General features: G+C 57.3%; 22 protein-coding genes, 1 tRNA gene and 1 pseudogene. 9 read left to right on the top strand and 15 right to left on the bottom strand.

The features are described from left to right. Positions 1 to 230 (top strand): hypothetical protein (locus tag ACR0EL_RS04040; protein ID WP_480498439.1); only part of this gene is annotated, 230 nt, incomplete at its 5' end. 73 nt (positions 231 to 303) lie between these two features. On the opposite strand, the gene ACR0EL_RS04045 is transcribed toward ACR0EL_RS04040, so the two are convergent. From ACR0EL_RS04045 to recA, 4 genes are all read right to left on the bottom strand, one after another. Further along, positions 304 to 927 (bottom strand): transglutaminase-like cysteine peptidase, encoded by a 624-nt coding sequence (locus tag ACR0EL_RS04045; RefSeq protein ID WP_480498440.1) that lies wholly within the window; start codon positions 925 to 927, stop codon positions 304 to 306. A gap of 361 nt (positions 928 to 1,288) precedes the next feature. Further along, complete coding sequence (locus ACR0EL_RS04050) at positions 1,289 to 1,576, bottom strand: DUF1330 domain-containing protein (RefSeq protein WP_480498442.1); 288 nt, start codon at positions 1,574 to 1,576, stop codon at positions 1,289 to 1,291. Between the two features lies 1 nt (position 1,577). Beyond that, a complete protein-coding gene (gene alaS / locus ACR0EL_RS04055) occupies positions 1,578 to 4,250 on the bottom strand; it encodes an alanine--tRNA ligase (RefSeq protein WP_480498444.1) in 2,673 nt (890 codons plus the stop codon). A gap of 179 nt (positions 4,251 to 4,429) precedes the next feature. After that, positions 4,430 to 5,497, bottom strand: coding sequence for a recombinase RecA (gene recA, locus ACR0EL_RS04060; RefSeq protein WP_480498446.1), 1,068 nt, complete (start codon positions 5,495 to 5,497; stop codon positions 4,430 to 4,432). A 192-nt stretch (positions 5,498 to 5,689) separates the two neighbouring features. Here recA and ACR0EL_RS04065 point away from each other — a divergent pair, with 192 nt between their 5' ends. Then, on the top strand, positions 5,690 to 6,283 hold the full coding sequence (locus ACR0EL_RS04065; protein WP_480498448.1) for a sulfotransferase family 2 domain-containing protein: 594 nt from the start codon (positions 5,690 to 5,692) through the stop codon (positions 6,281 to 6,283). Between the two features lie 5 nt (positions 6,284 to 6,288). Here the strand turns inward: ACR0EL_RS04065 and ACR0EL_RS04070 are convergent, their stop codons facing one another. The 3 genes from ACR0EL_RS04070 to guaB form a co-directional block, all read right to left on the bottom strand. After that, entirely contained in the window at positions 6,289 to 8,580 is a 2,292-nt protein-coding gene (locus tag ACR0EL_RS04070; RefSeq protein ID WP_480498450.1) for an ATP-binding response regulator, read from the bottom strand. 111 nt (positions 8,581 to 8,691) lie between these two features. Then, positions 8,692 to 9,849 (bottom strand): RsmB/NOP family class I SAM-dependent RNA methyltransferase, encoded by a 1,158-nt coding sequence (locus tag ACR0EL_RS04075; protein ID WP_480498452.1) that lies wholly within the window; start codon positions 9,847 to 9,849, stop codon positions 8,692 to 8,694. A 16-nt stretch (positions 9,850 to 9,865) separates the two neighbouring features. Further along, entirely contained in the window at positions 9,866 to 11,314 is a 1,449-nt protein-coding gene (gene guaB, locus ACR0EL_RS04080) for an IMP dehydrogenase (protein ID WP_480498454.1), read from the bottom strand. A gap of 216 nt (positions 11,315 to 11,530) precedes the next feature. On the opposite strand from guaB, the gene ACR0EL_RS04085 reads away from it, so the two are divergent. Beyond that, the gene (locus ACR0EL_RS04085; RefSeq protein ID WP_480498456.1) at positions 11,531 to 13,579 is read left to right on the top strand and encodes an ASKHA domain-containing protein; all 2,049 of its coding nucleotides are present in this window, start codon (positions 11,531 to 11,533) and stop codon (positions 13,577 to 13,579) included. 46 nt (positions 13,580 to 13,625) lie between these two features. Here ACR0EL_RS04085 and ACR0EL_RS04090 read toward each other — a convergent pair. Both ACR0EL_RS04090 and ACR0EL_RS04095 read right to left on the bottom strand, forming a co-directional pair. Beyond that, positions 13,626 to 13,699 (bottom strand) — tRNA-Gly (locus ACR0EL_RS04090). 63 nt (positions 13,700 to 13,762) lie between these two features. Beyond that, positions 13,763 to 14,134, bottom strand: coding sequence for a VOC family protein (locus ACR0EL_RS04095; protein ID WP_480498458.1), 372 nt, complete (start codon positions 14,132 to 14,134; stop codon positions 13,763 to 13,765). 39 nt (positions 14,135 to 14,173) lie between these two features. On the opposite strand from ACR0EL_RS04095, the gene ACR0EL_RS04100 reads away from it, so the two are divergent. Next, a complete protein-coding gene (locus ACR0EL_RS04100) occupies positions 14,174 to 14,710 on the top strand; it encodes a winged helix-turn-helix transcriptional regulator (protein ID WP_480498460.1) in 537 nt (178 codons plus the stop codon). An 84-nt stretch (positions 14,711 to 14,794) separates the two neighbouring features. Here ACR0EL_RS04100 and ACR0EL_RS04105 read toward each other — a convergent pair whose 3' ends face one another. The 4 genes from ACR0EL_RS04105 to ACR0EL_RS04120 all read right to left on the bottom strand — a co-directional run bounded on the left by ACR0EL_RS04105 (position 14,795) and on the right by ACR0EL_RS04120 (position 19,249). Continuing rightward, positions 14,795 to 15,856 (bottom strand): methyltetrahydrofolate cobalamin methyltransferase, encoded by a 1,062-nt coding sequence (locus ACR0EL_RS04105; RefSeq protein ID WP_480498462.1) that lies wholly within the window; start codon positions 15,854 to 15,856, stop codon positions 14,795 to 14,797. 9 nt (positions 15,857 to 15,865) lie between these two features. Beyond that, a complete protein-coding gene (locus ACR0EL_RS04110) occupies positions 15,866 to 16,792 on the bottom strand; it encodes a methylenetetrahydrofolate reductase (RefSeq protein WP_480498464.1) in 927 nt (308 codons plus the stop codon). Between the two features lie 26 nt (positions 16,793 to 16,818). Further along, complete coding sequence (locus ACR0EL_RS04115; RefSeq protein WP_170533008.1) at positions 16,819 to 17,115, bottom strand: virulence factor; 297 nt, start codon at positions 17,113 to 17,115, stop codon at positions 16,819 to 16,821. A 247-nt stretch (positions 17,116 to 17,362) separates the two neighbouring features. Then, complete coding sequence (locus ACR0EL_RS04120; protein WP_480498467.1) at positions 17,363 to 19,249, bottom strand: PhoX family protein; 1,887 nt, start codon at positions 19,247 to 19,249, stop codon at positions 17,363 to 17,365. Between the two features lie 181 nt (positions 19,250 to 19,430). On the opposite strand from ACR0EL_RS04120, the gene ACR0EL_RS04125 reads away from it, so the two are divergent. The 3 genes and pseudogenes from ACR0EL_RS04125 to ACR0EL_RS04135 all read left to right on the top strand — a co-directional run. After that, positions 19,431 to 20,543 (top strand): Ppx/GppA phosphatase family protein, encoded by a 1,113-nt coding sequence (locus ACR0EL_RS04125; RefSeq protein WP_353007697.1) that lies wholly within the window; start codon positions 19,431 to 19,433, stop codon positions 20,541 to 20,543. Beyond that, a complete protein-coding gene (locus ACR0EL_RS04130; RefSeq protein WP_480498469.1) occupies positions 20,543 to 21,259 on the top strand; it encodes an RlmE family RNA methyltransferase in 717 nt (238 codons plus the stop codon). The genes ACR0EL_RS04125 and ACR0EL_RS04130 overlap by 1 nt, the downstream gene beginning before the upstream one ends. A 51-nt stretch (positions 21,260 to 21,310) precedes the next feature. Further along, positions 21,311 to 21,469: pseudogene (locus tag ACR0EL_RS04135) on the top strand (SAM-dependent methyltransferase); the annotation flags it as partial. A 299-nt stretch (positions 21,470 to 21,768) separates the two neighbouring features. On the opposite strand, the gene ACR0EL_RS04140 reads toward ACR0EL_RS04135, so the two are convergent. Next, on the bottom strand, positions 21,769 to 22,635 hold the full coding sequence (locus ACR0EL_RS04140; protein WP_480498471.1) for a YihY/virulence factor BrkB family protein: 867 nt from the start codon (positions 22,633 to 22,635) through the stop codon (positions 21,769 to 21,771). A gap of 144 nt (positions 22,636 to 22,779) precedes the next feature. Between ACR0EL_RS04140 and ACR0EL_RS04145 the strand changes: the two genes are divergently transcribed. Continuing rightward, positions 22,780 to 23,850 (top strand): AI-2E family transporter, encoded by a 1,071-nt coding sequence (locus tag ACR0EL_RS04145; RefSeq protein ID WP_480498473.1) that lies wholly within the window; start codon positions 22,780 to 22,782, stop codon positions 23,848 to 23,850. Between the two features lie 70 nt (positions 23,851 to 23,920). Continuing rightward, the gene (cls, locus tag ACR0EL_RS04150) at positions 23,921 to 25,333 is read left to right on the top strand and encodes a cardiolipin synthase (RefSeq protein ID WP_480498475.1); all 1,413 of its coding nucleotides are present in this window, start codon (positions 23,921 to 23,923) and stop codon (positions 25,331 to 25,333) included. Here the strand turns inward: cls and ACR0EL_RS04155 are convergent. Beyond that, positions 25,323 to 25,778, bottom strand: a complete 456-nt coding sequence (locus tag ACR0EL_RS04155; protein ID WP_480498477.1) for an ion channel — start codon at positions 25,776 to 25,778, stop codon at positions 25,323 to 25,325. The genes cls and ACR0EL_RS04155 overlap by 11 nt on opposite strands. Between the last annotated feature and the right edge of the window lie 127 nt (positions 25,779 to 25,905).

Genomic DNA, 25,905 nt, shown 5'->3' on the forward strand with positions numbered 1-25,905 from the left:
GCGGTGGTTCCAGCTCGGGCGGTGGCTCGGGTGACGGCGGCGGCACCGGCGGTGGTTCCAGCTCGGGCGGTGGCTCGGGTGACGGCGGCGGTACTGGCGACGGCGGTGGCTCGGGTGGTGGTTCCGGTGACGGCGGCGGCACTGGCGACGGCGGTGGCTCAGGTGGCGGCACTGGTGACGTTGGCGCCACCGGCACAACAAACGACCCTGCCCCGAACAACAACGTTTGATACAGATTCGAAAAACACCAGCTGCGTTAGTCGCGGCTGGTGTTCTCTATTTCACAAAAAAAATCAAAAGCGTTTAGCTGCTTCCGAATACGCCCACCCAACGACGGGGTTGTTTGGGATCCTGCATGCGAAGGAATAGATACCGTGTCGATGCCCAGGGCTTGATGCTGTTTGTCAGGTTATCCAAAACCAGGTCGCCGCTGTCAGAACGATAAACCAGCACCGCATGTGCGTTGCGGCGTGTATCCAACACCGTTGCGATCAGCAGCTTTCTGGGGTCAATGCCTGCAGCAATCAGATCGCGCTTTTTCAACAGAGCAAAATCTTCGCAATCACCGCCACGAGACGTGGGAAGCGCCCAGCGTTCACGGGTTTTGTATTGCGATTGATCCGTCACCTCGCGAATGGTCGCGTTTACATGACGGTTTACACGCTGAACGATCTGCATTTCCTGCTGGCTAGTCAACCTACCAGACCGCTTGGTGGCACAAGCCCAGTCATACTGACGGCACAGCTGTCGCGCCCCGGAAGGCGGAGGAGAGGCTGAAACGATTGTGATAAACGCACCCTCGGACGCCTGAGCCGCTGGCGCGGCCCCCAATGTGCCAAGCAAGAGAGCGGCAGCACATATGAGGTGTCCCGACCCTGGGGTAGCGCGCCCCAAGACAGGCATGAGTTTAGTGCCGATCAATTTCATTCCTGATCCCCAATCCGTGTTCAACCATGCGATTGCAGTCAAACCGGACACTGCCCTGTTTTTAGAAAATATCCGTAAACATGGCCCGCGATGCAATCTAGGACGAACTTGACTGGGAAAAAGGGCGGAAATTCGTCACTTACCATGACAAAGTTGGGCAAGAATTTGGGTCAGATTGCCACAATTATAACGGGAATTCTGAATCTCAACCTTAGGTAATTGAGATAACTCTATGTAATTAAATATATTTACTCAAAAAGTGATGATCGGCGCTGAGAGTCTCAGTTTCATCCTTCGCGCCTTGGCCGATTTTCGCTTACAAACCGCGAACTTGCGCAAAAAAGATCGCGCAAGATGATTCTCACTCTGTGATTTCGACGACAACCAGCTCGCGCTCACTTGCTCGGCGCGCATGATTCAAGGCTGTCTGGTAGTCGTCTGAGTTATAACACTCAACCGCAGCTTCGACCGAAGGAAAGCGCGCAACCACGTTTCGTGGGCGCTCTTTTCCTTCCAGTTGAACATACCGGGCTGCACGCGCGATGAACTCACCGCCATGCTTTGCAATCGCGGGCCCTGCCAGTTCTGCATATTTCCCATAGGCGTCCGCGTCAGTCACAGTCACATGTGCAATCCAAAGTGCAGCCATCTTACCCTCCCAATACCTGCTCGGCGGCCTTGATCGCAGCGTCTGAGCTCGTGGTATCCTTACCACCGCCTTGCGCCATGTCCGGGCGTCCGCCGCCGCCCTTGCCACCCAATTCGACAACGGCTGCTTTGACCAGGTCCACCGCAGAGACTTTACCGGTCAGATCAGCGGTAACACCGGCCGCCACAGCCGCCTTACCGCCGGTATCCGCTATCAGCAAAACCGCGCCCGAACCAAGACGCGCTTTGTGTTCGTCGATCAAAGCCGGCAGGTCCTTGCCCGATACGCCGCTGAGAACCTGCGCCAGAAAGCTTACCCCGTTCACATCACGGGCCTCGGCCCCACCTCCCTGCCCTGCGCCACCAGCCATAGCCAGATCGCGGCGCAGCTGCGCAACTTCATTTTGCAACGCCTTCCGCTCATCCAGCAAGGATCTCACACGCCCGACGACATCATCCGGCTGCGCCTTCAACTCCAGAGAAATTTGTGAAAGCCTTTGATCCTGCCCGGACAGATATCGGAACGCTTCATCTCCGGTCAGGGCTTCGATACGGCGGACACCCGCACTGCTGGCACTGTCCCCAAGTACCACAAAAGTTCCGATATCACCGGTCTGGCGCACATGGGTGCCACCGCAAAGTTCAATCGACCATGTCTCACCATCCTGGCCCTTGCCGGTGGGAGCCTTGCCCATCGAAACGACGCGCACTTCGTCGCCGTATTTCTCGCCAAACAGGGCCTGCGCACCTAGATCGCGCGCGTCATCCGGTGTCATGATCCGGGTTTCAACGGTTGAGTTCTGGCGGATGAAGTCGTTCACCTCGCGCTCAACCTTTTGAATTTCCTCAGACGTCAACGCCTTTGAGTGGCTGAAATCGAACCGCAAGCGATCCGCTGCATTCAAGGACCCACGCTGCGCGACGTGATCACCCAGCGTTTCGCGCAAGGCTTCATGCAACAGGTGCGTCGCCGAGTGATTGGCTCGGATTGAGGACCGGCGCGCGTGATCAACCTCAAGCTCGACCGCATCGCCCTTGGACAGCACGCCGCGTTCAACGGTCACCTTGTGAGCATAGACTTTGCCATCCGCGAACTTCTTAGTGTCTTCGACGCGCGAAACATCATCGCGCTCTTCCAAACGGCGAATCTCACCCACATCTCCGACCTGACCCCCGGCCTCACCGTAGAACGGTGTCTGGTTCACGACGACCCAGCCGCTGCCACCCTGCTCGATTGTGTCAACCAACGCACCATCGACTATCAGCGCCGCGATCTGCCCTTCGGTCTTTTCCGTGTCATAGCCCAGGAAATCGGTCGCGCCAGCGGTATCGAGCACATCGAACCACACCGCCTGATCCGCTGCCTCACCTGAACCGGCCCAGGCTGCGCGCGCTTTGGCCTTTTGTTCGGCCATGGCTGCATCAAAGCCACCGGTATCTACCGTCCGGCCCTTTTCACGCAGCGCGTCCTGCGTCAGGTCCAGTGGGAAACCATAGGTGTCATACAGTTTGAACGCAGCATCGCCGGGCAAGGCCGCGCCTTCGGGCAGGCCCGCCACTTCGTCATCCAGCAGTTTCAGACCACGATCCAGTGTTTGCTTGAAACGAGTTTCTTCCAGAAACAGGGTTTCTTCGATCAGCGGCTGTGCCTGTCCCAACTCGGAATATTGCGCGCCCATCAACTGTACCAGTGTTGGCACCAAACGGTGCATCACCGGATCTTTCGCACCCAGCAGGTGCGCGTGGCGCATGGCCCGGCGCATGATCCGGCGCAGCACATAACCGCGCCCGTCATTGGATGGCATTACCCCGTCGGCGATCAGGAATGAGGTCGAACGCAGGTGATCCGCGATCACCCTATGATGCACATTCTGGTCGCCATACGGATCAACACCAGTTGCATCTGCCGACGCTTCGATCAGGGTCTTGAACAGGTCAGTGTCATAGTTGTCATGGCTGCCTTGCAGCAGCGCACCGATCCGTTCCAAACCCATGCCCGTATCAATCGACTGCATGTCAAGTTCGACCATCGAGCCGTCTTCGAACTGCTCGTTCTGCATGAAAACGATGTTCCAGATCTCGATGAATCGGTCGCCATCTTCCTCGGCAGATCCCGGAGGGCCGCCCCAAATGTGATCGCCGTGATCATAGAAAATCTCGGTGCACGGGCCGCAAGGGCCGGTTGGGCCCATCTGCCAGAAATTGTCATTAGTTGCGATACGGATGATCCGGTCTTCGGGCACGCCGACCTTTTTCCAGATCTCAAATGCTTCGTCGTCGGTATGATAAACCGTTGTCAGCAAACGGCTCTTGTCGATGCCAAATTCCTTGGTAATCAACTCCCAGGCAAAAGGGATCGCCTCGGGTTTGAAATAGTTACCGAACGAGAAGTTCCCCAGCATCTCAAAGAACGTGTGATGCCGCGCGGTGTAACCCACATTATCCAGATCGTTATGCTTGCCCCCGGCGCGAACGCATTTCTGCGCCGTTGTGGCGCGTTGATAGTCACGGGTTTCAACGCCAGTGAACAGGTTCTTGAACTGGACCATGCCCGAATTCACGAACATCAAAGTCGGATCATTGCGCGGCACCAAAGGGCTGGACGCCACCACTTCGTGCCCTTGCTTGGCGAAGTAGTTCAGAAAGGTCGATCGAATATCGTTCAGCGTGGGCATTTGGGCTCTCTCAGCGCGCAATCAGAATGGTTTGCGCAGGTTTACCGCCGCACCTAAGGAGTGTCCACAGCATAGGCTGCCCGAAAACGAAACAAGGCGGCCCGGATGGACCGCCCTGTTCCGAATATTCTCAGCACCTTCGGGATGCAGGGAGATTTCTGCGCCCCCCCAAGCGACCATTAAGCCTCGAGGATGTCGTCATCCTCGGCCGCGCTTGGTGCCATGTCGAAATCCAACCCATGTGCTGCTCGAATCTTATCTTCGATCTGCAGCGCGATCTGGCCGTTATCTCGCAAATATTGCTTGGCGTTTTCACGCCCCTGCCCGATCCGCTCATCGCCATAGCTGAACCAGGATCCCGATTTCTCGACCACACCGGCCTTCACACCCAGATCGAGCAGTTCACCCATCTTGCTGATGCCTTCGCCATACATGATGTCGAATTCCACCTGTTTGAAAGGCGGTGCCACCTTATTCTTAACGACTTTGACGCGGGTCTGGTTGCCCACCACCTCGTCACGATCCTTGATTGCGCCAATACGGCGGATGTCCAGCCGCACCGAGCTGTAGAATTTCAGCGCATTACCACCAGTTGTGGTTTCCGGGCTGCCAAACATTACGCCGATCTTCATCCGGATCTGGTTGATAAAGATGACCATACAGTTCGAACGGCTGATCGAACCGGTCAATTTACGCATCGCCTGGCTCATCAATCGAGCCTGAACGCCCACATTGCTGTCGCCCATATCGCCTTCAAGCTCAGACTTCGGCGTCAGAGCCGCCACCGAGTCGACTATGACCATATTCACAGCCCCCGACCGCACCAGAGTATCGGTAATTTCAAGCGCTTGCTCTCCGGTATCGGGCTGCGAGATCAGTAGCTCATCCAGATCAACACCCAGCTTGCGCGCATATTGCGGGTCCAGCGCGTGTTCCGCATCGACAAAGGCACAAACGCCGCCGCGTTTTTGCTGTTCTGCAATACAATGCAGCGTCAGCGTAGTTTTGCCGGAGCTTTCTGGCCCATAAATCTCGACGATACGACCCATTGGCAGACCGCCAATTCCCAGCGCAATATCCAGACCCAGAGATCCGGTCGAGCTGGCCTCTATATCCTGTTTGCTGTCTTCGCCCAGCTTCATGATCGAGCCTTTGCCGAACTGACGTTCGATCTGGGCCAGCGCGCTGTCGAGCGCCTTTTGCTTATCTGCGTTTTTCTTGTCGCTCATCGTCAGAAGATCCGCCATTGTCCTGTCGCTTTCCCTTTTGTCACACCCTTTGCCGGGCGGCAATCGCTGCTTTGTTCGCCTCTTGTTCCTTATGGGACCAAAAAGAGAACATTTCAACTAAAACTTACAGAGCTTACTCTTCGGCAATTGTGTTAAAGAGTGGTTTACGACAATCTGCAATCGTAACGGCTCAAGTCTCGGGATTGATAAATGCTTGTTTTCTATAAAGAACGCCTTGCGTTTTTATCTGTACCCAAGACAGGTAGCACCGCCTATCACACGGCGCTCGGATCACGCGCGGATCTAGTGATCACAGGCCCGCCCGAATTGAAACACTCCCCGGTGCGCCGGTTTGATCGTTTTTTTCAAAACATGTACCGAAAAATGTATGACACTGAGATGGAGATCATGGCCGTTGTGCGCGAACCCATCGACTGGCTGGGCAGCTGGTATCGCTTTCGCAGCCGCGATGACCGTATCGGGCATCCGCATTCAACCCGTGATCTGAGCTTTGATGAGTTTGTCCACGCCTATATGGAAAACCCGCGCCCGGAATTTGCGGATGTGGGCAGCCAAAGCCAGTTCTTTCGCACCCGCAACAACGGCGTCGGCGCCAGCTATGTATTCAAATATGAACATCAGGACAAAATCCTGAACTTCCTGCAAGATCGGCTGCAAATGGACATCACTCTGCCGCTCGAAAACGTCTCTCCGGCCCGAAATATGACTCTGACTTCTGATACCGAGACCATGTTTCGCAAGAAACACGCCGAAGAATTTGCGACCCATGACGCCGCGCTTTAGTCGCGTCAGTTGAGCTTTTCGAACACGGCTTCGGTCAGTTGGTTCAATGAAAACGGCTTAGGCAGGAAGGTCGAGTTGGCGATCTGCGGGCCGGATTCGCCGAACGCGCCTTCGGTGTAGCCAGACACGAAAACAACGCGCGCATCGGGCCGGGTTTCCAGGGCCTTGCTAACCCAGGTAGGACCATCCATTCCCGGCATCACCACATCGGTTACAAAAACATCTACGACCAATTCAGGGTCGCCCAATATGTTCAATGCATCCTCGGCAGACTCGGCCTCCAACACGGTATAGCCTTTCAGGCGCAAAGCGCGGGTTGCAAAGGCGCGGACCGGAGCCTCGTCCTCGACCAACAGCACCACACCTTCGCCCTGACGGGCGGTCTGCGGGCTATGCGATACATCTTCGATCACCTCTGGTTCAGAGACGGTTTTGCAAACCGGAAGCAACAGCGTGAAGTTCGTCCCGTGCCCAACAACGCTGTCGACAAAGATAAAGCCGCCTGTCTGTTTAACGATACCGTAGACGGTTGACAGGCCCAGACCAGTCCCCTCGCCCGTGCGCTTGGTCGTGTAAAACGGCTCGAACACTTTTTGTAACTTGTCGGCTGGTATCCCGAAGCCGCCATCCTTGACCTTGACGGTGACATATTCGCCAGGCTCGACCGTGGCTCTGTCCCGCATCAATGGGCTCGTGAGGGTCATAACCTCAGTTTCAATCCGAATTTCACCGCCTTCGGGCATGGCATCGCGGGCGTTGACCACCAGATTCATCAGGACTTGTTCAAGCTGTCGCTTATCGGCGCGAACAGGCTTGAGCACGGGGTCATGGCTCAGCGTCAGATGTACCTTTTCCCCGACCAGACGGTTCAGCAGATGGATCAGATCCGAGATCGTATCCCGCATATCCAGCACCTCGGGGCGCAGTGTCTGTTTGCGGGAAAAGGCCAGAAGTTGGCTGACCAGAGCCGCCGCCCGGTTGGCGTTCTGGTTAATCTGAACCAGATCGGCATAGTCGGGATCATTCTGATCGTGCCGCAACAACAGCAGGTCGCAATGGCCAGAAATAGCGGTTAGCAGGTTGTTGAAATCATGCGCAACACCGCCTGCCAACTGCCCGACAGCCTGCATCTTTTGCCCCTGCACAAACTGCGCCTCAAGCGTTTTTAGCTCGGTCGCATCGTTCAGCACGGCGATCAGACACACCTGACCATCTTTGTGAACACGGCTGAGTGTAACTTGTATGAATACCTCTTTGTCATCGCGGCTAAGCCGCAGAAACTCGGACCGATGCGATTCTTCTTCCGCTGCCATACGTTCCAGCCAGTCTAACACCGGGTGGTTCAGGCCTTGCATGATGGTGCTGATGTTAGTGTCGGTAAGTTCGCCGCCACCCAACAGCTTCAACGCCAGCCGATTGGCTTGCAGGATTGTCCCGTCAGGGGATAGGCACAAAAGCGGCACAGGAAGATCATCGAAATGCGTCCCAATCTCCTGTTTAGGAGAGGCGGCCAGCGGAACCAGCGCCAGATTGCGCCCTGTGCTTGAGCTTGACAACTCAGTCACAACCGCGGTTTGATCCCCGCCTTTGGTGCAGAGCGTCATGATACCGATTTGCTCATTGCCACCTTCAGGCAGTACCTGGTCGATGGTTTCTGGCAGAAAACCCAATAGACGTTCTGCGGCGCGGTTCAGTCGCAATACATCACCGTTTCGCCCTTCGGTCAGAACCGGCAGAGACACTGTGTCCCAGGGCCCGTTCTCTTCAAATCGAAAACGCCAACACAACAGCCCGTCACATAGCCGGAAGACCGATACCGGGACTGTAGTCTCAAGCGTCACCACATCCTCGTGCGCCCGGCCCTGCGATTGTGCCCGCGATTGCAGGCGCAGCAAGATCGCCGCGGGATTGGCAAAGATGGGGCGCAGACAGTGGGTCAGTGCCTCACCTGGCATCGCGCGCAACCTTTGATAGGAAGCCGCATTGGCAATCAGGATTTCGCCCTCGGCATTGGCAATCAGACAGGGGTATGTATCCTGCTGCGCAAAGGCTGCCATCACGGCGGTCGATCTCTGTAAAGATCGGTTGCTCAGCGCCACCCTGAGAACCGCAATCAGCGCAATCACTGCCAGCGATCCACCTGAAACCCAAAGCCCCATGGCCCAATCCGGGGATACAAGTTTGGTGCTGGGCGCCAAGACGAGCGCGAGTGCCAGCAGGGACAGCGTAGCAATACGTTGTATAGAAGGACCCGTATCAGAACGCGGTTGATAGGGTAAATCGGCAATGTCGGACATCAATGGCTCGGTCAAAAGGGCGTTGGGGCATCTGGAACTTAAATTGGTTAAAACCCGCTTAACGAATCCAGTCGCACGAGCCTCTACCTGAAGTTGCTAGATCCCGCCCTGCTACCGCGTCAAGTGTGCCGTAAAGAAACCATCCACACCGTGTGTTACCCGCCACGATTGGCACAAAGACTGCTGCCAGTCGGGGTTGGTCTCTAAAAACGCCTCGACAATGTCGCTGTTCTCACAGTCAAGCATCGAGCATGTGGCATAGGCCAGAACACCATCGCGCTGCACAAACCCCTGAATGTCATTCAATATTTGGGCTTGAATATCCGTCAATTCGTGTAAACGCGTCCCGGTCAAGGCCCATTTCCCCGCCGGAGCACGCCGCCAGGACCCGCTGCCAGAACACGGGGCATCGGCAAGCACAATGTCAAACGGCCCATGGTCTGCAAGGTCACCGGAGTTGAGCAAGGTGATATCAGCCCCCGCCCGCTCAGCTCGATTGGGCAAATCCCGCATTCGGCCTGCATTCACGTCATGAGCAAACACGGTGACATCTCTGTGCGCAGCAAAAGCCAGCGACTTACCCCCGCCGCCTGCGCAATAGTCCAGAACACGCATACCCGGCTGCACGTCCAGCGCCGCCACAACGGCTTGGCTCGCAGCGTCCTGCAATTCAACAAGCCCGTTCGTATAGGCACGGCTTTGTCCGATCTTGCGCGCACCGTCCGTGACCTCGAGCGCCGTTTCACAAATTGGATGCGGGACTGCGGTGATACCGTCCGCCGCCAAGGCCTCGGTCGCCAATGCAAGATTGGCTTTCAGAAGGTTCACTCGCAGATGCACACGCGCACGGCTCTGCAAAGCTTCTGCAGCGGCTTCCGCATCCGCCCCCAACGAGGCAGAAAACTGCGGCCACAGCCATTCAGGGATGTCCAATCTTTCCGCATCGCTTTCAAAAGCACGCGCGGTTTCGGAGGCACTTACAGGCGGCGGAGCATGCCTGTCGCCCGTAAACACGGAGCTTACATCACCACCCTGCGCCCGCACGGCCCCGATCATTAGGCCGCGCCCGGTACTTGCACCGCCAAGCGCGGCAAAAGATCGTTTGCGGCGTAACGCGTCAAACACATGATCCCGCACCGCTGCACGATCCTTGGACCCGGCAAACCGGCTGCGGCGCGCCCAGCCGGTCAGGGCCTTTTCAACGGGTGCTCTGCCCAGTATCTCATCCAGAATCTCGATCGAAGCCTGGACGCGCGCCGCAGGTGTCATGTCTTAACCTGCAACCTTACATCACCCGATAGTTCGGGCTTTCGCGGGTGATCTGCACGTCATGCACATGGCTTTCTTTCAGACCTGCCCCGGTGATTTTCACAAAGTTGCAGTTTTTGCGCATCTCTTCAACGGTTGCACAGCCGGTATAGCCCATCGCTGCGCGCAGGCCGCCCACCAACTGGTGCACAACAGCCCCGGCTGACCCTTTGTAGGGCACCTGCCCCTCAATCCCTTCGGGCACCAGCTTGTCATTGGCGGCATCCTTCTGGAAATAGCGATCCGCCGAGCCACGCGCCATGGCTCCCAAGCTGCCCATGCCGCGATAGGATTTAAAAGAACGGCCCTGATACAGGATCACCTCACCTGGGCTTTCATCGGTACCTGCGATCATCGAACCGACCATGGCGCAGGAGGCCCCTGCCGCAATGGCCTTGGCAAAATCGCCCGAGAACTTGATGCCACCATCGGCGATCACCGGAACATCACCAGCCGCTGTCGCGCAATCCATGATCGCTGTCAGCTGGGGTACGCCAACCCCGGCCACCATGCGCGTGGTGCAGATCGAGCCCGGCCCGATGCCAACCTTGATCGCATCTGCGCCTGCGTCGATCAGCGCTTTGGTGGCCTCGGACGTGGCAACGTTCCCTGCGATGATCTGAACCTCGTTCGACAGGGTCTTGGCGCGTTTCACCGCATCCAGAACGCCTTGTGAATGGCCATGCGCTGTATCCACAACGATGATGTCGACACCTGAATCGACCAGAAGTTCCGAGCGTTCAAATCCTGCATCGCCAACCGAGGTTGCAGCCGCCACACGCAGACGGCCAAGGCTGTCTTTACAGGCAGTCGGGTTCAGCACGGCCTGTTCGGTGTCTTTGAGGGTCAACAAACCAGTCAGCTTGCCCTCACCATCAACCACCAGCAGTTTTTCAATCCGGCGAGCACGCATCAGGCTTTTGGCTTCTTCCAGATCGGCAGGCTCTTGCAGCATCGCCAGATTGTCCGAAGTCATCATCGCGTGGATCGGCGTGTCATCCGAGGTGGCAAAACGCATGTCCCGATTGGTCACGATGCCCACGACGCGCCCCTGATCATCAACCACAGGAAATCCGGTGAAGTTGTAGCGCTGCACCAGCGCCTGCGCATCGGCCAGTGTCTGATCGGCGCGCAGCGTGACCGGGTTGTAGACGATCCCAGATTCGAAGCGTTTGACCCGGCGCACCTCGCGGGCCTGTTCTTCGATTGAAAGGTTCTTGTGGATCACGCCGATGCCCCCCGCCTGGGCCATGGCAATGGCCATGCGCGCCTCGGTCACGGTGTCCATGGCCGAGCTGAGCAGCGGGATGTTCATGGTAATCTGACGTGTCACACGTGTCGTGGTATCTGCCGTGGCCGGCAGCACCGTTGATGCCCCTGGCACCAAAAGAACATCATCAAAGGTAAGCGCCTCACGAATCTGCATCTGATCACCCCATGCAAAAGCCCGTTTGGCGGTGACCCTATTGCATGGATCAACCCCAAGGAAAAGCCCCTGAACCCAAGTTGTTGCCAAAAGCATCAGAACACCGTGCCTTAAAACGACGCTTGTTGTTAAAAACCTGCCGCTGAATGGCCTTTCCCTTTCTCAGGAAATTCATATCTTGCGCGGGACACGCGCGAATACAAAGGCAAGCCATTCATGACCACCGACCCTCTTGTCGTCTTCACCCCATCCGGCAAACGCGGGCATTTCCCTGTTGGCACGCCAATTCTGACTGCCGCACGGCAGTTGGGTGTGGATCTGGATTCGGTCTGCGGCGGGCGCGGTATCTGTTCGAAATGCCAGATCACGCCCAGCTATGGTGAGTTCCCCAAACACGGCGTCACGGTCAGCGACGGCGCGCTGAGTGAATGGAACGCGGTCGAGCAGCGCTATGACGACAAACGCGGGTTGAAGCCGGGTCGCCGTTTGGGCTGTCAGGCCACGGTGCAGGGCGATGTGGTGATCGACGTACCGCCTGAAAGTCAGGTGCACCGTCAGGTCGTGCGAAAGGCCGCCACTGCACGCGCGATCACCATGGATCCGGCAACGCGTTTGTATTTCGTCGTGGTTGAAGAGCCTGACATGCATTCACCGACCGGTGATCTGGAACGGCTGGAACGCGCCCTGCGCGAGCAGTGGAAAATCGACGCTATTACCGCCGACCTGTCCCTGATGTCCAAGCTGCAACCCGTTCTGCGCAAAGGGAAATGGGAGGTCACGGTCGCCGTTCACAAAGGCCACAAAGACACTGTCGCGCGGGTTGTCGAAATCTGGCCCGGCCTGCACGAAGGCGGGCTCTATGGTCTGGCCATCGACCTTGGCTCTACCACCATCGCGGCCCATTTGACCGATCTGGATACGGGCGAGGTCAAAGCCTCTTCCGGCCTGATGAACCCGCAGATCCGCTTTGGCGAAGACCTTATGAGCCGCGTGTCCTATGCCATGATGAACCCCGGCGGCGATCAGGAAATGACCAAAGCGGTGCGCGAAGCGATCAACGATCTGACCTTCTCAATCGCTGAGGAAGCCGGGATTGACGCCGCGCTGATCGTGGAAACGGTCTTTGTCTGCAACCCGGTCATGCACCACCTACTGCTGGGTCTGGACCCGGTCGAGTTGGGGCAAGCTCCGTTTGCGTTGGCCACATCCGAGTCGATATCCCTGCCTGCGCATGAGATGGACCTGACCAACATGAACCCACGCGCGCAGGTCTATATCCTGCCCTGTATCGCAGGCCATGTGGGTGCGGACTGCGCCGCTGTGGCCTTGTCGGAAGAGCCCGGCAAATCCGAAGATCTCGTGCTGATCGTCGACGTGGGTACCAACGCAGAAATCCTGCTGGGCAATACCAGCCGCGTACTGGCCTGTTCCTCGCCCACCGGCCCCGCCTTTGAAGGTGCACAGATCAGTTCGGGCCAGCGTGCCGCCCCCGGCGCCATTGAACGGATCGAGATCGATCCGGTTACCAAAGAGCCCCGCTTCCGTGTCATCGGGTCCGAGAAATGGTCGGATGAGGATGGGTTTGACGTCGATATCGCCACCACAGGCATCACTGGCATTTGCGGGTCGGGCATTATCGAAGCGGTTGCCGAAATGCGTATCGCGGGCCTGCTGGATGAAAGTGGCCTGATCGGCTCGGCCCAACAAACCGGCACGCCGCGCAGCGTGCCCGAGGGGCGCACCCATTCCTACCTGATCCACGATGCCAGCGCTGAGGGCGGCCCACGGATCACCGTGACACAAGGTGACATCCGCGCCATCCAACTGGCCAAATCCGCGCTTTATGCAGGCGCGCGGTTGTTGATGGATGAGATGGAGGTTGATCGCGTGGATCGCGTTGTCCTCGCAGGTGCGTTCGGTGCACATATCTCAACCAAACACGCGATGGTCCTGGGCATGATCCCGGATGCCCCGCTGGACAAAGTGTCCAGCGCCGGGAACGCCGCAGGTACAGGTGCCCGGATAGCGCTGTGCAACATCGGTGCACGGGCCGAAATCGAGCGCGTAGTTCGCGAAATCACCAAGGTCGAAACCGCCATCGAGCCGAAGTTCCAGGATCATTTCGTTGCCGCCAACGCGATCCCGCACAAGACGGACCCGTTCCCCGAACTGGCCCAGGTCGTCACACTACCCGCGCCTTCGTTCAATACAGGCGGTGGTGATTCCGACGCTGGCGGAGGTCGCCGCCGCCGCCGTAGGGGATAACTGGATCAGCATAGGACCTAGTTTTCCGGAGCTGAACACGGAAATCTGGAGCGGGTAGCGGGAATCGAACCCGCGCGTTCAGCTTGGGAAGCTGACAGGCTACCATTACATCATACCCGCCGCGCAGATGTGGATAGCACCCCCTTTGACCGAGGTTCAAGGGGGATCATGTGGGGTTAGGATCTACTTGGTCAGGTCCTGCGCCAGCATCAGAGCGTTGTTGTCCGGGTCGAAAAAGGTTGCGGTGCTGACCATGCCTTCGATGGTTTCAGTCTCGCCATCAAAACGAACGCCTGCGGATTCCAACGCCTTGCGGGCCTCTGAAATATCGGCGACGCCGAAAACGGGTACGCAGTTGCCTGGATTGGGCTCTGCCTGCTCGCCCAGACCCAGAGTCACGCCCTTGGTGTTGGTCTGCACCTCGCTCCAGCCTGCTTCGTCCATATGGTAGATTAGAGAGAAACCCAGGTTTTCCTGATACCACGTCGCGCTTGCGTGGCGGTCTCGTACGGACAGGGCAAGTGTGATCGTGTCATCAAGAGAAACGTGTGCCATTTGCTTTACCTTTTTCCATAATACTAGTAACTATACTTTATGGACATAAAGACACTTGTCAACCTGACATCACGTGCTTGGTCACTCAGCATTCTGGCGCTGTTGGATAATGGTACGCCGGGACGTCAGGCCCCCTTGCTGGCGGCGACCAACGCAAGCCGGACGTCCTTTCGTGCCAGCCTTGATCACCTGATCGCGCTGCGTCTTCTGGAAAGAAATCCGGGCCACGGCCATCCTTTGCGGCCCGAGTTTCGGCTGACACCAAAGGGTGTTGAGGCCGCGCAGATGGCCAGCAAGATTATTAAGGCCGTACCTGATGAAAGTGAATTTGCCCTGCTACGCAAAAGCTGGTCGGTCCCGGTTTTAGCGTTGACCAACTCGCCTCAGCGATTTTCAACCATGAAAACGGCTCTGACGACGATCACTGACAGGGCGTTGTCCGAGTCGTTGCATAGGCTCGAAGATCATCAACTTATTCAAAGGGATATCAACATCTCTGAACGCACGCCCTACCCGACTTACTGCGCGATCAATTCCGGTTTGGCAGTGAACCAGGCCATCGGCCTGGGTATCTGAGGCGGCACGCTTGTCTGACCTTTCTGAAAATGACAACAAAAAAGGCCGGGCAACTGCCCGGCCTGTGATCAAGTTGCGTTCAGCTTAGGCGCGGCGGCGGCGACCGCCTCCGCGACGTCCTCGCCCTTCGCCCTCGGCTCCGGGTGCCTCGGGGGCTTTGTTGAACCTGATCCACTCACCACCATGGGGGTCGTTGTTGGTGAGCAAATTGGCGGCGCGGATGGCCTCCATTTCTTTACCGGCGCGCGGCAGGGTCGAGCCCAGACCAAACATCTGCACGAAGGTTTCATCATCCATACCGTCGGGCAAGATGATGCCAGCAGCGGCTACGGCCTCTTTCTTCTCGGCAATCTTCTTTTGCGTCACCGGCAGGGCCACCGGGTTCATGATAGCCGAGGTCATGCCAGCACCCATCGCCATTGGCAGGAAGGCATTGTTGATGCCGTGACGGTTCGGCAGGCCAAATGAAACATTAGACGCACCGCATGTCGTATTCACGCCAAGCTCCTCGCGCAGACGACGGACCAGAGCGAACACTTGCTGACCGGCAGTTGCCATCGCGCCGATGGGCATCACCAGCGGGTCGACAACAATATCATGTGCGGGAATGCCGTAGTCAGCAGCGCGCTCAACAATCGTCTTCGCAACAGCAAAACGCACATCCGGGTCTTCGGAAATACCGGTATCGTCGTTCGAGATGGCAACGACCGGCACGTTGTATTTCTTCACCAGCGGCAAAACCAGCTCCAGACGCTCTTCCTCGCCGGTGACCGAGTTCAGCAGCGGGCGGCCTTCAGCCGCTTCAAGACCCGCTTCCAACGCGCCAGGAACCGAGCTGTCGACGCAGAGAGGTACATCGACCAAGCCCTGTACCAGCTCAACGATCTTACGCATCAGCGGCGGTTCTGTTTCATTCGGGTTGGGGTTCGAGTTGTAGACAACACCCGCGTTGATATCCAGAACGGTCGCGCCTGCAGCAACCTGCGCCAGCGCGTCTTTCTCAACGGTCGAAAAATCGCCCGCTTCCAGTTCAGCCGCCAGTTTCTTGCGGCCCGTGGGGTTGATCCGCTCGCCGATCACGCAGAACGGTTCGTCAAAGCCCAGAACGGCAGTTTTTGTTTTTGATTCTACGACTGTACGGGTCATGTCCGTTCCTTAGGAATTTGCGGGCTTTGCCGAAGCGCCGCCGTTATTGATCGCCCAGTTGGCGTTTGTCTTGATGCCGCCCAGCGGGAAGAAGTGGACGTTAGTGATGTTGAACTCGGGGTTGGCCGCCTTGTGATTGGCCAGTTCGGTGATCACGTCGGTCGGCTCATAAGGCAGCAGCAGCTTGGACACATCCATGGCGCGCTTCTGCAGGACCTTCAATGACGGACCAACGCCACAAGCGATGGCGAACTTGATCAGTGTCTGCAGCTTGGCCGGTCCGGCGATGCCGATGTGGACGGGAATGTCGATCCCCGCTTCTTTCAGGCTGTCCGCCCAGGCGATGATCGGCTTGGCGTCAAACGCAAATTGCGTGGCCAGCGCCATCTCGGCGTCTGTGGTTTCGCTGAACTTCTGTTTCCAACGCAGCGCGCCATCGACGTTTTTGGTCGAACCGTCGGGGTCAATATCCTTGTTGCCTTCTGGGTGACCCGCCACATGCAAGCGTTTGAAGCCTGCCTTGTCGAACAGGCCACTTTCCAGCAACTGCATCGAGCTTTCGAAATCCCCATGCGGCTTAGCTACGCCACCGGCCAGCAAAAGCGCCTGCTCAACGCCCGCCTCGCCCTGATACATCGAGATCCAGTTTTCCAGCGTAGCCGCGTCCTTGATGATCCGCGCCGGGAAGTGTGGCATCACCGGATAGCCATCATCAGCGAGGCGCTTGGCGGTCTTGACCATATCTTCGATGGGTGTGCCCTCGATATGGGCGATGTAGACGCGGGTGCCCTCGGGCAGCAGCGCGCGGAAATCGTCGACCTTCTCGGCGGTGCGGGGCATCACCTCGATCGAATAGCCCTGCAGAAAGGCTTCGACGGTCGGATTCACCGGCCCGTTTTCGACCGCATCACGTTTCTTGAAGTTCAGCAAAGCCATTGCGGCCTCCCATAGCTGTCTCGGGCTCATGCCCAACCGTCATTGGCGATCAGCGCTTTGATGCGGTCCTGATCGTATTCCGTTTCCAGACGCACGGCCTGTGCCTCGGCAATCTCGGACGGGTCGCCCTCAACCGCAAAAGGCGCGGCTTTGCGCCATTCGGCCAGGTAGGCATCACTGTCCTTGGCGTTCACCTTCATGGCGGCGCGGTCGATGGCTTGTTCGAACCGTTCTTCCAACTGCCGCTTGGCGCCACGACGGCCTTTGCCGACGATGACCTGAGCGGGAATGTCGCGCCAGTATACAATGGTGACGTCAGGCATTGCTGTGATTCCTCCTAACCCGATGGGGCGGTTCTAAACATCTATATGGGCCCGGGTCGGTCGGTTTTCGACACAAGTGGTATTTCAAGCGACTTTTTGGCCTACGGTTGTGTACTGGCGCTTGTAGCTGAGTTCCTGGCCAATCCGCATATCAAAATTCTCATTGTCACTATGAAGCTACTGCATGAAACAGAAAAACCCCGGACGCATTCAAGCGTCCGGGGCGGGTCTTCAACGGTCAGCGATATTAGCCGACCAGGCCACCGTCGTCACGGGTCACCGCGATGATAGCAGAGCGTGGAACCGCGTCGCCGCCTTCGGGCCAGTGGCTGTTCCCATCTTCGCCCGGATGCTGGATGCCCACGAACATGGTGCGGCGATCAGGCGACCAGCTGAGGCCAGTGACCTCACACTCGTTCGGACCTACCAAGAAACGGCGGATTTCGCCGGTGACCGGGTCGCCTGCCAGCATCTGGTTGTTACCTTGCCCTTCGAAATCGCCTTCGTTGCCATAGTTGCCGTCGGTCTGGATCCACAGCAGACCGTTGCTGTCGAATTTCAACCCGTCGGGCGAGTTGAACATGTTCTCGGCATTGACGTTGTCCGAGCCACCATAGGCGTCCTGATGCACATTCGGGTTACCAGCCAACACATACAGGTCCCAGGCAAAGCCCGAGGCGGTGTGGTCGCCACCCTCCGGACGCCAACGTACGATCTGGCCGTAATTGTTCGCTTCGCGCGGGTTCGGACCGTTGACCGAGGTGTCGTCGCCACCGGCATTCGGCTTGACGCCCCGGTTCTTGTTGTTGGTCAGACAGCAATAGACCTCGGCCACGTTCGGATTGGCGGCAACCCATTCCGGGCGGTCCATCGTTGTTCCACCCACGGCAGATGCGCCCTGACGGGTGTGGATGCTGACCTCGGCCTGCGAAGCCAAACCAGTTGTCTCGGGCGTCAGGTCTAGCCACTCACCGGTGCCGTCATCGTTGAATTTGGCAACAGACAGGGTTCCGTTTTCCAGCAGAGCGTTGGTATCGACACCAGCGGCATAGAAACCGTCCGAAACGAAACGATACAGGAACTCGCCCCGCTCATCATCGCCCATATAAACGACAACGCGACCGTCATTGTTCACAACCGATTCCGCGTTTTCGTGCTTGAACCGGCCCAAGGCGGTCAGCTTGCGCGGGGTCGAATTTGGATCGGTCGGGTCAATCTCAACCACATAGCCAGCACGGTTCGGTTCGTTGGGGTCTTTTGCAACGTCAAACCGGTCGTCAATCCTGGCCCAACCATAGCCCCAGTCGCTGGCTGATACGCCATAGCGCTTGAGTTCAGGGCTGACCTCGTGGTTCTCGTCAGCTGCCGAGAAATACCCGTTGAAGTTCTCTTCACAGGCCAGGTACGTACCCCATGGGGTCTTACCGTTACCGCAGTTGTTCCACGTGCCCTTCGAGGTCGTACCGGTCGGGTCAGCAGACGTTTTCATCAGATCATGACCTGCGGCGGGCCCAGTGATTGTCATATCCGTCTGCGGGGTGATGCGGCGGTTATACGGGCTGTCTTTGATAATGCCCCATGTGCCATCGGTATTGGCGATCTCAACTACTGTCACGCCATGAGCCATCATGCCCTTGGCCACATCGTCGTCCGAAGCCGCCTTGGCATCCGGATTGTTGCCCCACAGGATATCGCGGTTGGTGTATTCGTTGTTCACAACCAGCAGAACATGACCGTCATGGAAGAACACGTCCTGTCCATCGGTATTGTCGCCAAAAGCGCGTTCCTGACTGGCAGCGGTGCCACGGGTCGCGTGATCAAACTCGGGTGCATCGGACCACAGCGGGTCGCCCCAACGCACCATGACCTCGGCCTTGTAGCCAGGAGGTACAATTACGTCGTCTGCAGTCGATACAGGAATCGCCTCGAACGAGAACCGGTCCGCCGCCGCACGTGCGCCCGAAGGAATCAGCGCACCGCCAACGGCCGTGAAGCTGCCCATTGCAAGAACGCCGCCCAGGAATCCGCGACGTGACAAGGCGCGTTCGACCACACGATCAAATTCGCATTCTTCAGGACGTGGGTTTACGACCTCATCATATTCATCGAATGAAAGGGTGCGTTCGTCTTTCATGGCAATCTCCGTATCTGGCTGAAAGCTGGTAGAGAATCCCGAACCGGGGATCCCGCGTGGGGATCGCATTCCAGTATGAACGCTGTGTGACACTCACGTTAAATTCAAAATTGAAATCACTTGCGCGTCGGCGATCCCCCGCCTAGGGTCAAACTAACTCGAAAATCGGAGGGCGTGACGAATGGCGCCCAAGCGTCCCAAAGGTGCGGGCGCGTTCCCGAAGGCGGTCGAAAGCCCCGCGCCGGCAAGACCCGATCCAGATGCGCTCTATGCGGCGCTGGATCTGGGGACAAATAGTTGCCGCATGTTGATCGCCCAGCCCAAGGGCAGCGGGTTCCATGTGGTCGATAGTTTCTCCAAATCCGTGCAATTGGGCGCGGGTCTGGAACGGACGGGGCGGCTGTCTCGGGCCTCTATGTCGCGTACGGTTCAGGCCCTGCGCATCTGTCAGCAAAAGCTGAAACGCAACAAGGTCAAACGGATGCGTCTGGTCGCAACCGAGGCGTGCCGCCGCGCCAAGAACGCGCGCGACTTCATCCGTCAGGTGAAGCGCGAAACCGGCCTGACGCTAGAGATCATCCAGCCCGAGGAAGAGGCACGTCTAGCCGTTATCTCCTGTGCGCCCCTGGTCTCCACCAAGACCGAACAGTTACTGGTCGTTGATATCGGCGGCGGTTCAACCGAACTGGTTTGGATCGACATATCTTCGATACCCCGCCGCGATCGCCCGGCCGCAATCATGCGGCTGCACAACGGCTTTCACACAGCAGACAGCCCCTTTCCAGCCGCAAAGGTTGTGGATTGGATCAGTGTGCCCCTTGGCGTCGCGACCCTGCGCGATCAATTCCACGATGTCGAAGACGATGCCGCCCGATTTGCCCTCATGAGCTGGTTTTTCGAAGAAAATCTGGCCGATTTCGCACCCTACAAGGACGAACAGACCCGCGAAGGGTTTCAGATCGTCGGCACCAGCGGCACGGTCACGACTGTTGCGGCTTCGCACTTAGGTCTCAAGCGCTATGACCGAACCAAAGTGGACGGTCTGCGCATGACCAGCGATCAGATTGACAAAGTCATCCGCGGGTATTTAGAACTCGGCCCTCACGGGCGCCGCCGCGACCCCCGGATTGGGGATGACCGGCAGGCCCTGATCATGTCCGGCTCGGCCATTTTGCAGGCCCTTTTGCGTTGCTGGCCCACCGATCGCCTTTCCGTGGCAGACCGGGGGCTGCGTGAAGGACTGCTTTATGCACAGATGAGTGCGGACGGCGTATTGGAAGACGGACCGTTCTGATGGCGAAGACACCGAGTGGAAAGAACACCTCAGGCCGTGGGCAACGCGACCTGAAGGTCAAGGTGAAGACGGCGCGTGGGCGTAAGCTAAGCTCAACGCGTTGGCTCGAGCGGCAGCTGAACGATCCCTATGTGAAACGCGCAAATGCCGAAGGGTATCGCGGGCGTGCGGCGTTCAAGATATTGGAACTGGACGAGAAATTCCGTTTCCTAGTACCCGGCGCGCGCGTTGTGGATCTGGGCTGCGCCCCTGGTGGCTGGCTGCAAGTCGCGGTGAAACGCGTCAATGCGCTGGGCGAGAAGAGCGGCAAGCGCACTGGCACTGTTCTGGGCATCGATTTGCAAGAGGTCGAACCAGTGGCGGGTGCTACCGCTCATGTGCTGGATTTCATGGAAGATGACGCCGACGCGAAGGTCAAAGACTGGCTAGGCGGCAAGGCGGATGTGGTGATGTCGGACATGGCTGCCGCGTCATCGGGCCACAAACAGACCGACCATTTGCGAATTATGGCTTTGTGTGAGACCGCCGCTTACTTCGCCTTTGACGTGTTGGAAGAAGGCGGCACGTTCGTCGCCAAGGTTCTGGCCGGAGGCGCCGAGGGTGATTTGCAAAAGCTGTTGAAACAGAAATTCGAAAAGGTCGCCAACGTCAAACCACCCGCATCCCGGTCGGGCAGTTCCGAGAAATTCGTTGTGGCGATAGGGTTTCGCGGCTGAAGTTAATCTCTTTCGCTAACTGCACTGCAAGCGGATGCTCCTAAAAGATAAGGTGGCACGTTCGTCGCGAAAGTTCTGGCAGGAGCAGCCGAGGGCGATTTACAGAAGCTGCTGAAACAGAAGTTCGAGAAGGTCGTCAACGTTAAAACACCCGCATCCCGGTCGGACAGTTCCGAGAAATTCATTGTAAAAAAAGAGGTTCGAGGCTGAAGTTAATCTTCTGTCGTCAACTGCACTGCAAGCGGATGCTCCTTAAAAGACGCGGCTGCAAGGTTCTGCATCTCAATAACCTCTGAATGGTTCAAATATACTGGCCTACGATCCCGCAATTGCGCGATACGCTGCTCCAATGACCCCTTCACTTCCCCTGCACAGGGCTGTTTTTGCATCGTTTCTGACATGTGCCACCTGCAAACAAACCTGAGGCTGATGCCCCTAAGGCTGTCTACATGTGAATTTTGCCGGGATCATGGCCCAATACTGGCAAGCACGTGCCGATCCACCTGCGCTTAGACCTGCGCGCCTGAATCGTCTTTCGATAGATCAATCAGCGCGCTGTTGTATTCGGCCCCCAAGATCACAATTGCAGCGCAAAGGTACAGAAAGATCAGCGCAGCCATGGCCCCGGCCAAACCCGCATAAGTGGCGCTGTAACTGGCGAATTGACCGATATAGATCGAAAAACCCCATCCCCCGCTCCCCAACAAGGCAAGTGTCAGAACCACGCCCGGCAGGATCTGTATCAGACTGTGACGCCGCGTGGGTAGAACAAGATGCGCCATCAGAATAGTCACAACAGGCACTGCCACCGCAAAGGTCCACCGCAGGCGGTCCGCGGACAACCAAGTTGCGATATCCACGTCTGTGCGCTCTGAAACCAGCGCCGTGTAGACGGGCAGACCCACCTCGACCGCTGCGACGATCAGGATGGCTGCACCACCCAGAATGACCAAAGCGATACACAGCAAACGCGTTTTCCAGAAGGGCCAGCTGTCATGGTCGTGGTAGGCGTGATTCATCGCTGTCCGCACCGCTGCAACCCCGTTTGAGGCAAAGTAGACAGCCAGCAAACCGCCAAGCGTAATTGCCCCAGACCCGGACCCATCCAGCACCGCCCGCAGCTCGGCCACGATCGGTCCGGCCACATCCTGTGGCCATGCGCCGAAGATCAGATCGACCAGTTCATCCGTCACATAGCCCTGCGACAGCGCCCCTGCCAGCGCGACGGTGAACAGCACAAAGGGAAACAGCGCCATCATCATCGACATGGCGACATGACTGCTCATGACAAAGCCGTTCTTGGCATTGAACCGCCGCAGCGCCAGAAACAGCGCCTTGGCCGGACGGGCAGAGAACAGAATCGAAGCACCAGACATGGTGCAACCCTAGCCCGCCGACGGCCAACGTAGAAGTCGCTCGATCACAAATCCGGAATTATAAACAGCTGACAGCATTGCATAAACCCATCGGGCTGTGCAGGATCGGGGCACGCATGCGCCCTGCCCCAAGTCAGGTTCTTTATGACATCCGATCCAAACACACCCACAACGCGTCGCCGCCTCAGCCTGTCTGCGGTGCGCGACAGCTGTATTGTCGCAGCTTTGGTGGTGCTGGGGCTTTATGCGGGTGCGACTTTTCTGATCCCATTGACGCTTGCCCTGCTTGTTAATGTTCTGATCATCGCCCTGAGCGACCGAGTCATCGCCCTGACCCGTTCGCCGGTTTGGCTGGCAAACTTGGCCGGAGTGACAGTTGTGTTGGCCGGTTTGTTTACCATAATGTACATATTGGGCAGCCAGGCGACCCAATTCGCACGCGGCATCACCACCTACGAGGCCCAATTCGACAACGCCATCAATCGCATCGCCGGACTGGTGGGCAGCGACGTGACAACGTTTATCCGGGACAACCTTGTCAGTATCGACATGTCCTATCTGGCGCGGCTGTTGCTGGGCAGCGCTACTTCGCTGCTGAATCAGTTCTTTCTGATCAGCCTCTATGTCTCGTTCCTAATGGTTGAACGCATGGCCTTTCGCAAAAAAATCCAGCTGGCCGCAGGAAGCCCAGAAACCGGGAAAGAGCTGTCGGCAATGCTGGATGCAATATCATTCAGCCTGCAGCGCTATGTCGGCGTCAAAACCCTAATCAGCCTGATCACGGCGGGTATCAGCTATAGTATCTTCCGCATGCTTGGCCTGGAATATGCCGAGACATGGGCAGTTCTGACCTTTGCCTTGAATTTCATCCCTTCGATTGGGTCGATCATTGCCGTGGTGTTTCCGGCCATGATCGCTTTGGTCCAGTTCGAAAGCATCGGCCCGTTTCTGATAGTGGTTCTGGGCTGCGGCACGATCCAGTTCCTGATCGGCAATTTCCTGGACCCTGCGATGCTGGGCCGATCGCTCAACATGTCCACATTCCTAGTCATACTGGCGCTGACTTTCTGGACGACGGTCTGGGGTTTGATCGGAGCCTTTCTGAGTGTGCCCCTTACGGTCTGCATCCTGATCGTTTTCAGCCATATCCCGGCGCTGCGCCCAGTCGCGATCTTGATGTCTTTGGATGGGCGACTAGGGGACGACCCTAAATGAAGAAGAAGAACGCAGTACCGTTCGCCTATCGCCCCTAAAGCAAAGCAAACAGACGGAGCCTCGAAAACAAATGTGGACAGTGTTAGTATCTGCAGCCGTTTTTGTGCTTTATGTCACAGCAGCTATCTTCTCACTCAGGGCAGCGCAGACAGCCAGAACACCGCAGGGTGCGGTTGGATGGGTTGTCTTTCTTATTGCGGCCCCGTTCTTTGCCGTACCGATGTATCTGTTTCTGGGTCACCACCGTTTTCACGGCTATCGTATCGCCCGCCAAGAAAGTGAGCGCGTGGTCGAAGGCATCAAAACCTTTGCCGATCACTCCAAACCTGATCCCGATAAGATGTCGATCAATCCACGACCGTTCGAATTTCTGGCCCATCTTCCCGTTTCGCGTGGCAACGGGGTAGAGTTGCTGATTGATGGCAACGCCACATTCGATGCGATTCTTGACGCCATCGATGCCGCAAAGAACTACATCCTGATCCAATTCTACATCGTACGCGCCGACGAACTGGGGTTGAAGCTGCAGGAACGACTCATTGCTGCCTCGGATCGGGGTGTGCACGTGCGGTTCATGACCGACGCGGTGGGCAGCTATGGCTTGTCGTCCGACTTTCTTGAAACGATGCAGAACGCAGGCATTGATGTCGCCGACCCGAAAGAACAGCGCGGCCCGAATTTTCGCTTTCAGTTGAACTACCGCAACCATCGGAAAACCGTGGTGATCGACGGGGAGACCGGCTTTATCGGCGGGCACAATGTTGGCATTGAATATCTAGGTCAGGGCGAAAAGTTCGGCCACTGGCGTGATACCCATGTAAAGATCACCGGCCATATCGTTCGCCAGCTACAGTTGATTTTCACCGAAGATTGGCACTGGGCTCGCGGTGAGGACCTTATCGATGATCTAGACTGGGCTGGCAGCGAATCTGATCAGGATATGAACGCGCTTCTGGTCGCAACTGGGCCTGGCGATGATACCGAAACCGGCGCCATGATGTTCTTTTCGGCCATCGCCGAGGCAAAGGAGCGTTTCTGGATCGCCTCACCTTACTTCGTGCCCGATATCGACGTCATGACCGCGCTACAACATGCGGCGATGCGTGGCGTGGATGTGCGTATCCTTGTGCCCGAGGTGATCGATCACCGCCTGCCCTGGCTGGCCGCCTTTGCCTATTTTGATGAGGTTCGAAACTGCGGCGCGCGGGTGTTTCGATACACCGATGGGTTCATGCATCAAAAGGTGTTTGTGGTCGATGATACTCTGGCCGCGGTCGGGACAACAAATCTGGACAACCGATCATTCCGGCTGAATTTTGAAGCAATGGCACTGTTTTTCAACGCCAAGGCGGCGCAGGCAGTTGAACGGATGCTTCTGGCCGATTTCGATAACAGCTATGAGCTGACGCGATCCTTGTTCCAGCAACCGGCCTATATTCGGTTTGGTGCACCCCTGGCCCGTTTGTTTGCGCCTATTCTTTAGGGGATTGGCCTAAGGAAAAGAGCCGTTCCTGAAACACTCGTGTCATCAGCGCAACCATATAGGCCGTTGAAAGTCCGAAGGCTAAAAGCCCGGTCACAGAGGCAAAAGACCCAAAAATCCGAAGTGCCTCACCCAGAACGATATCGCCATAACCCAGCGTGGTGAACGTCACCAACGAGAAATACAGCGCCGTATTCCAATCCGGCAGCACCTCAAGCAAGACCCAAACGATCGCCCATATCCAAACCTGAATTGTGTGTGTCAAAACGATAAACGCCAGCGCCACGGCAATCGGGGCTGCAGTGGCCAGAAACAGCCCGTATTTGGACCATTTCCTTTCCATCCTCATCACGAAGATCGTGCACCAGGTCAGAAAAAAGATCTCGACCACAAAGCAGAGCCCCAGAAAGGCACTGCCCCAAACAATCTGGTGCAGCAAGCTCATGTTTTTCCACCCTGTTCCGCGATGATCCTGTGATCTCTAGAATGACCTCTGCGGCCAGAAGGTACAAGACCAGCAGACCCTGGATGTACCTGCGGCGAAACGCATCGGAGGGCGTTCGGCACTGGAC

It is taken from the genome of Ruegeria sp. AH12, from assembly GCF_056541465.1.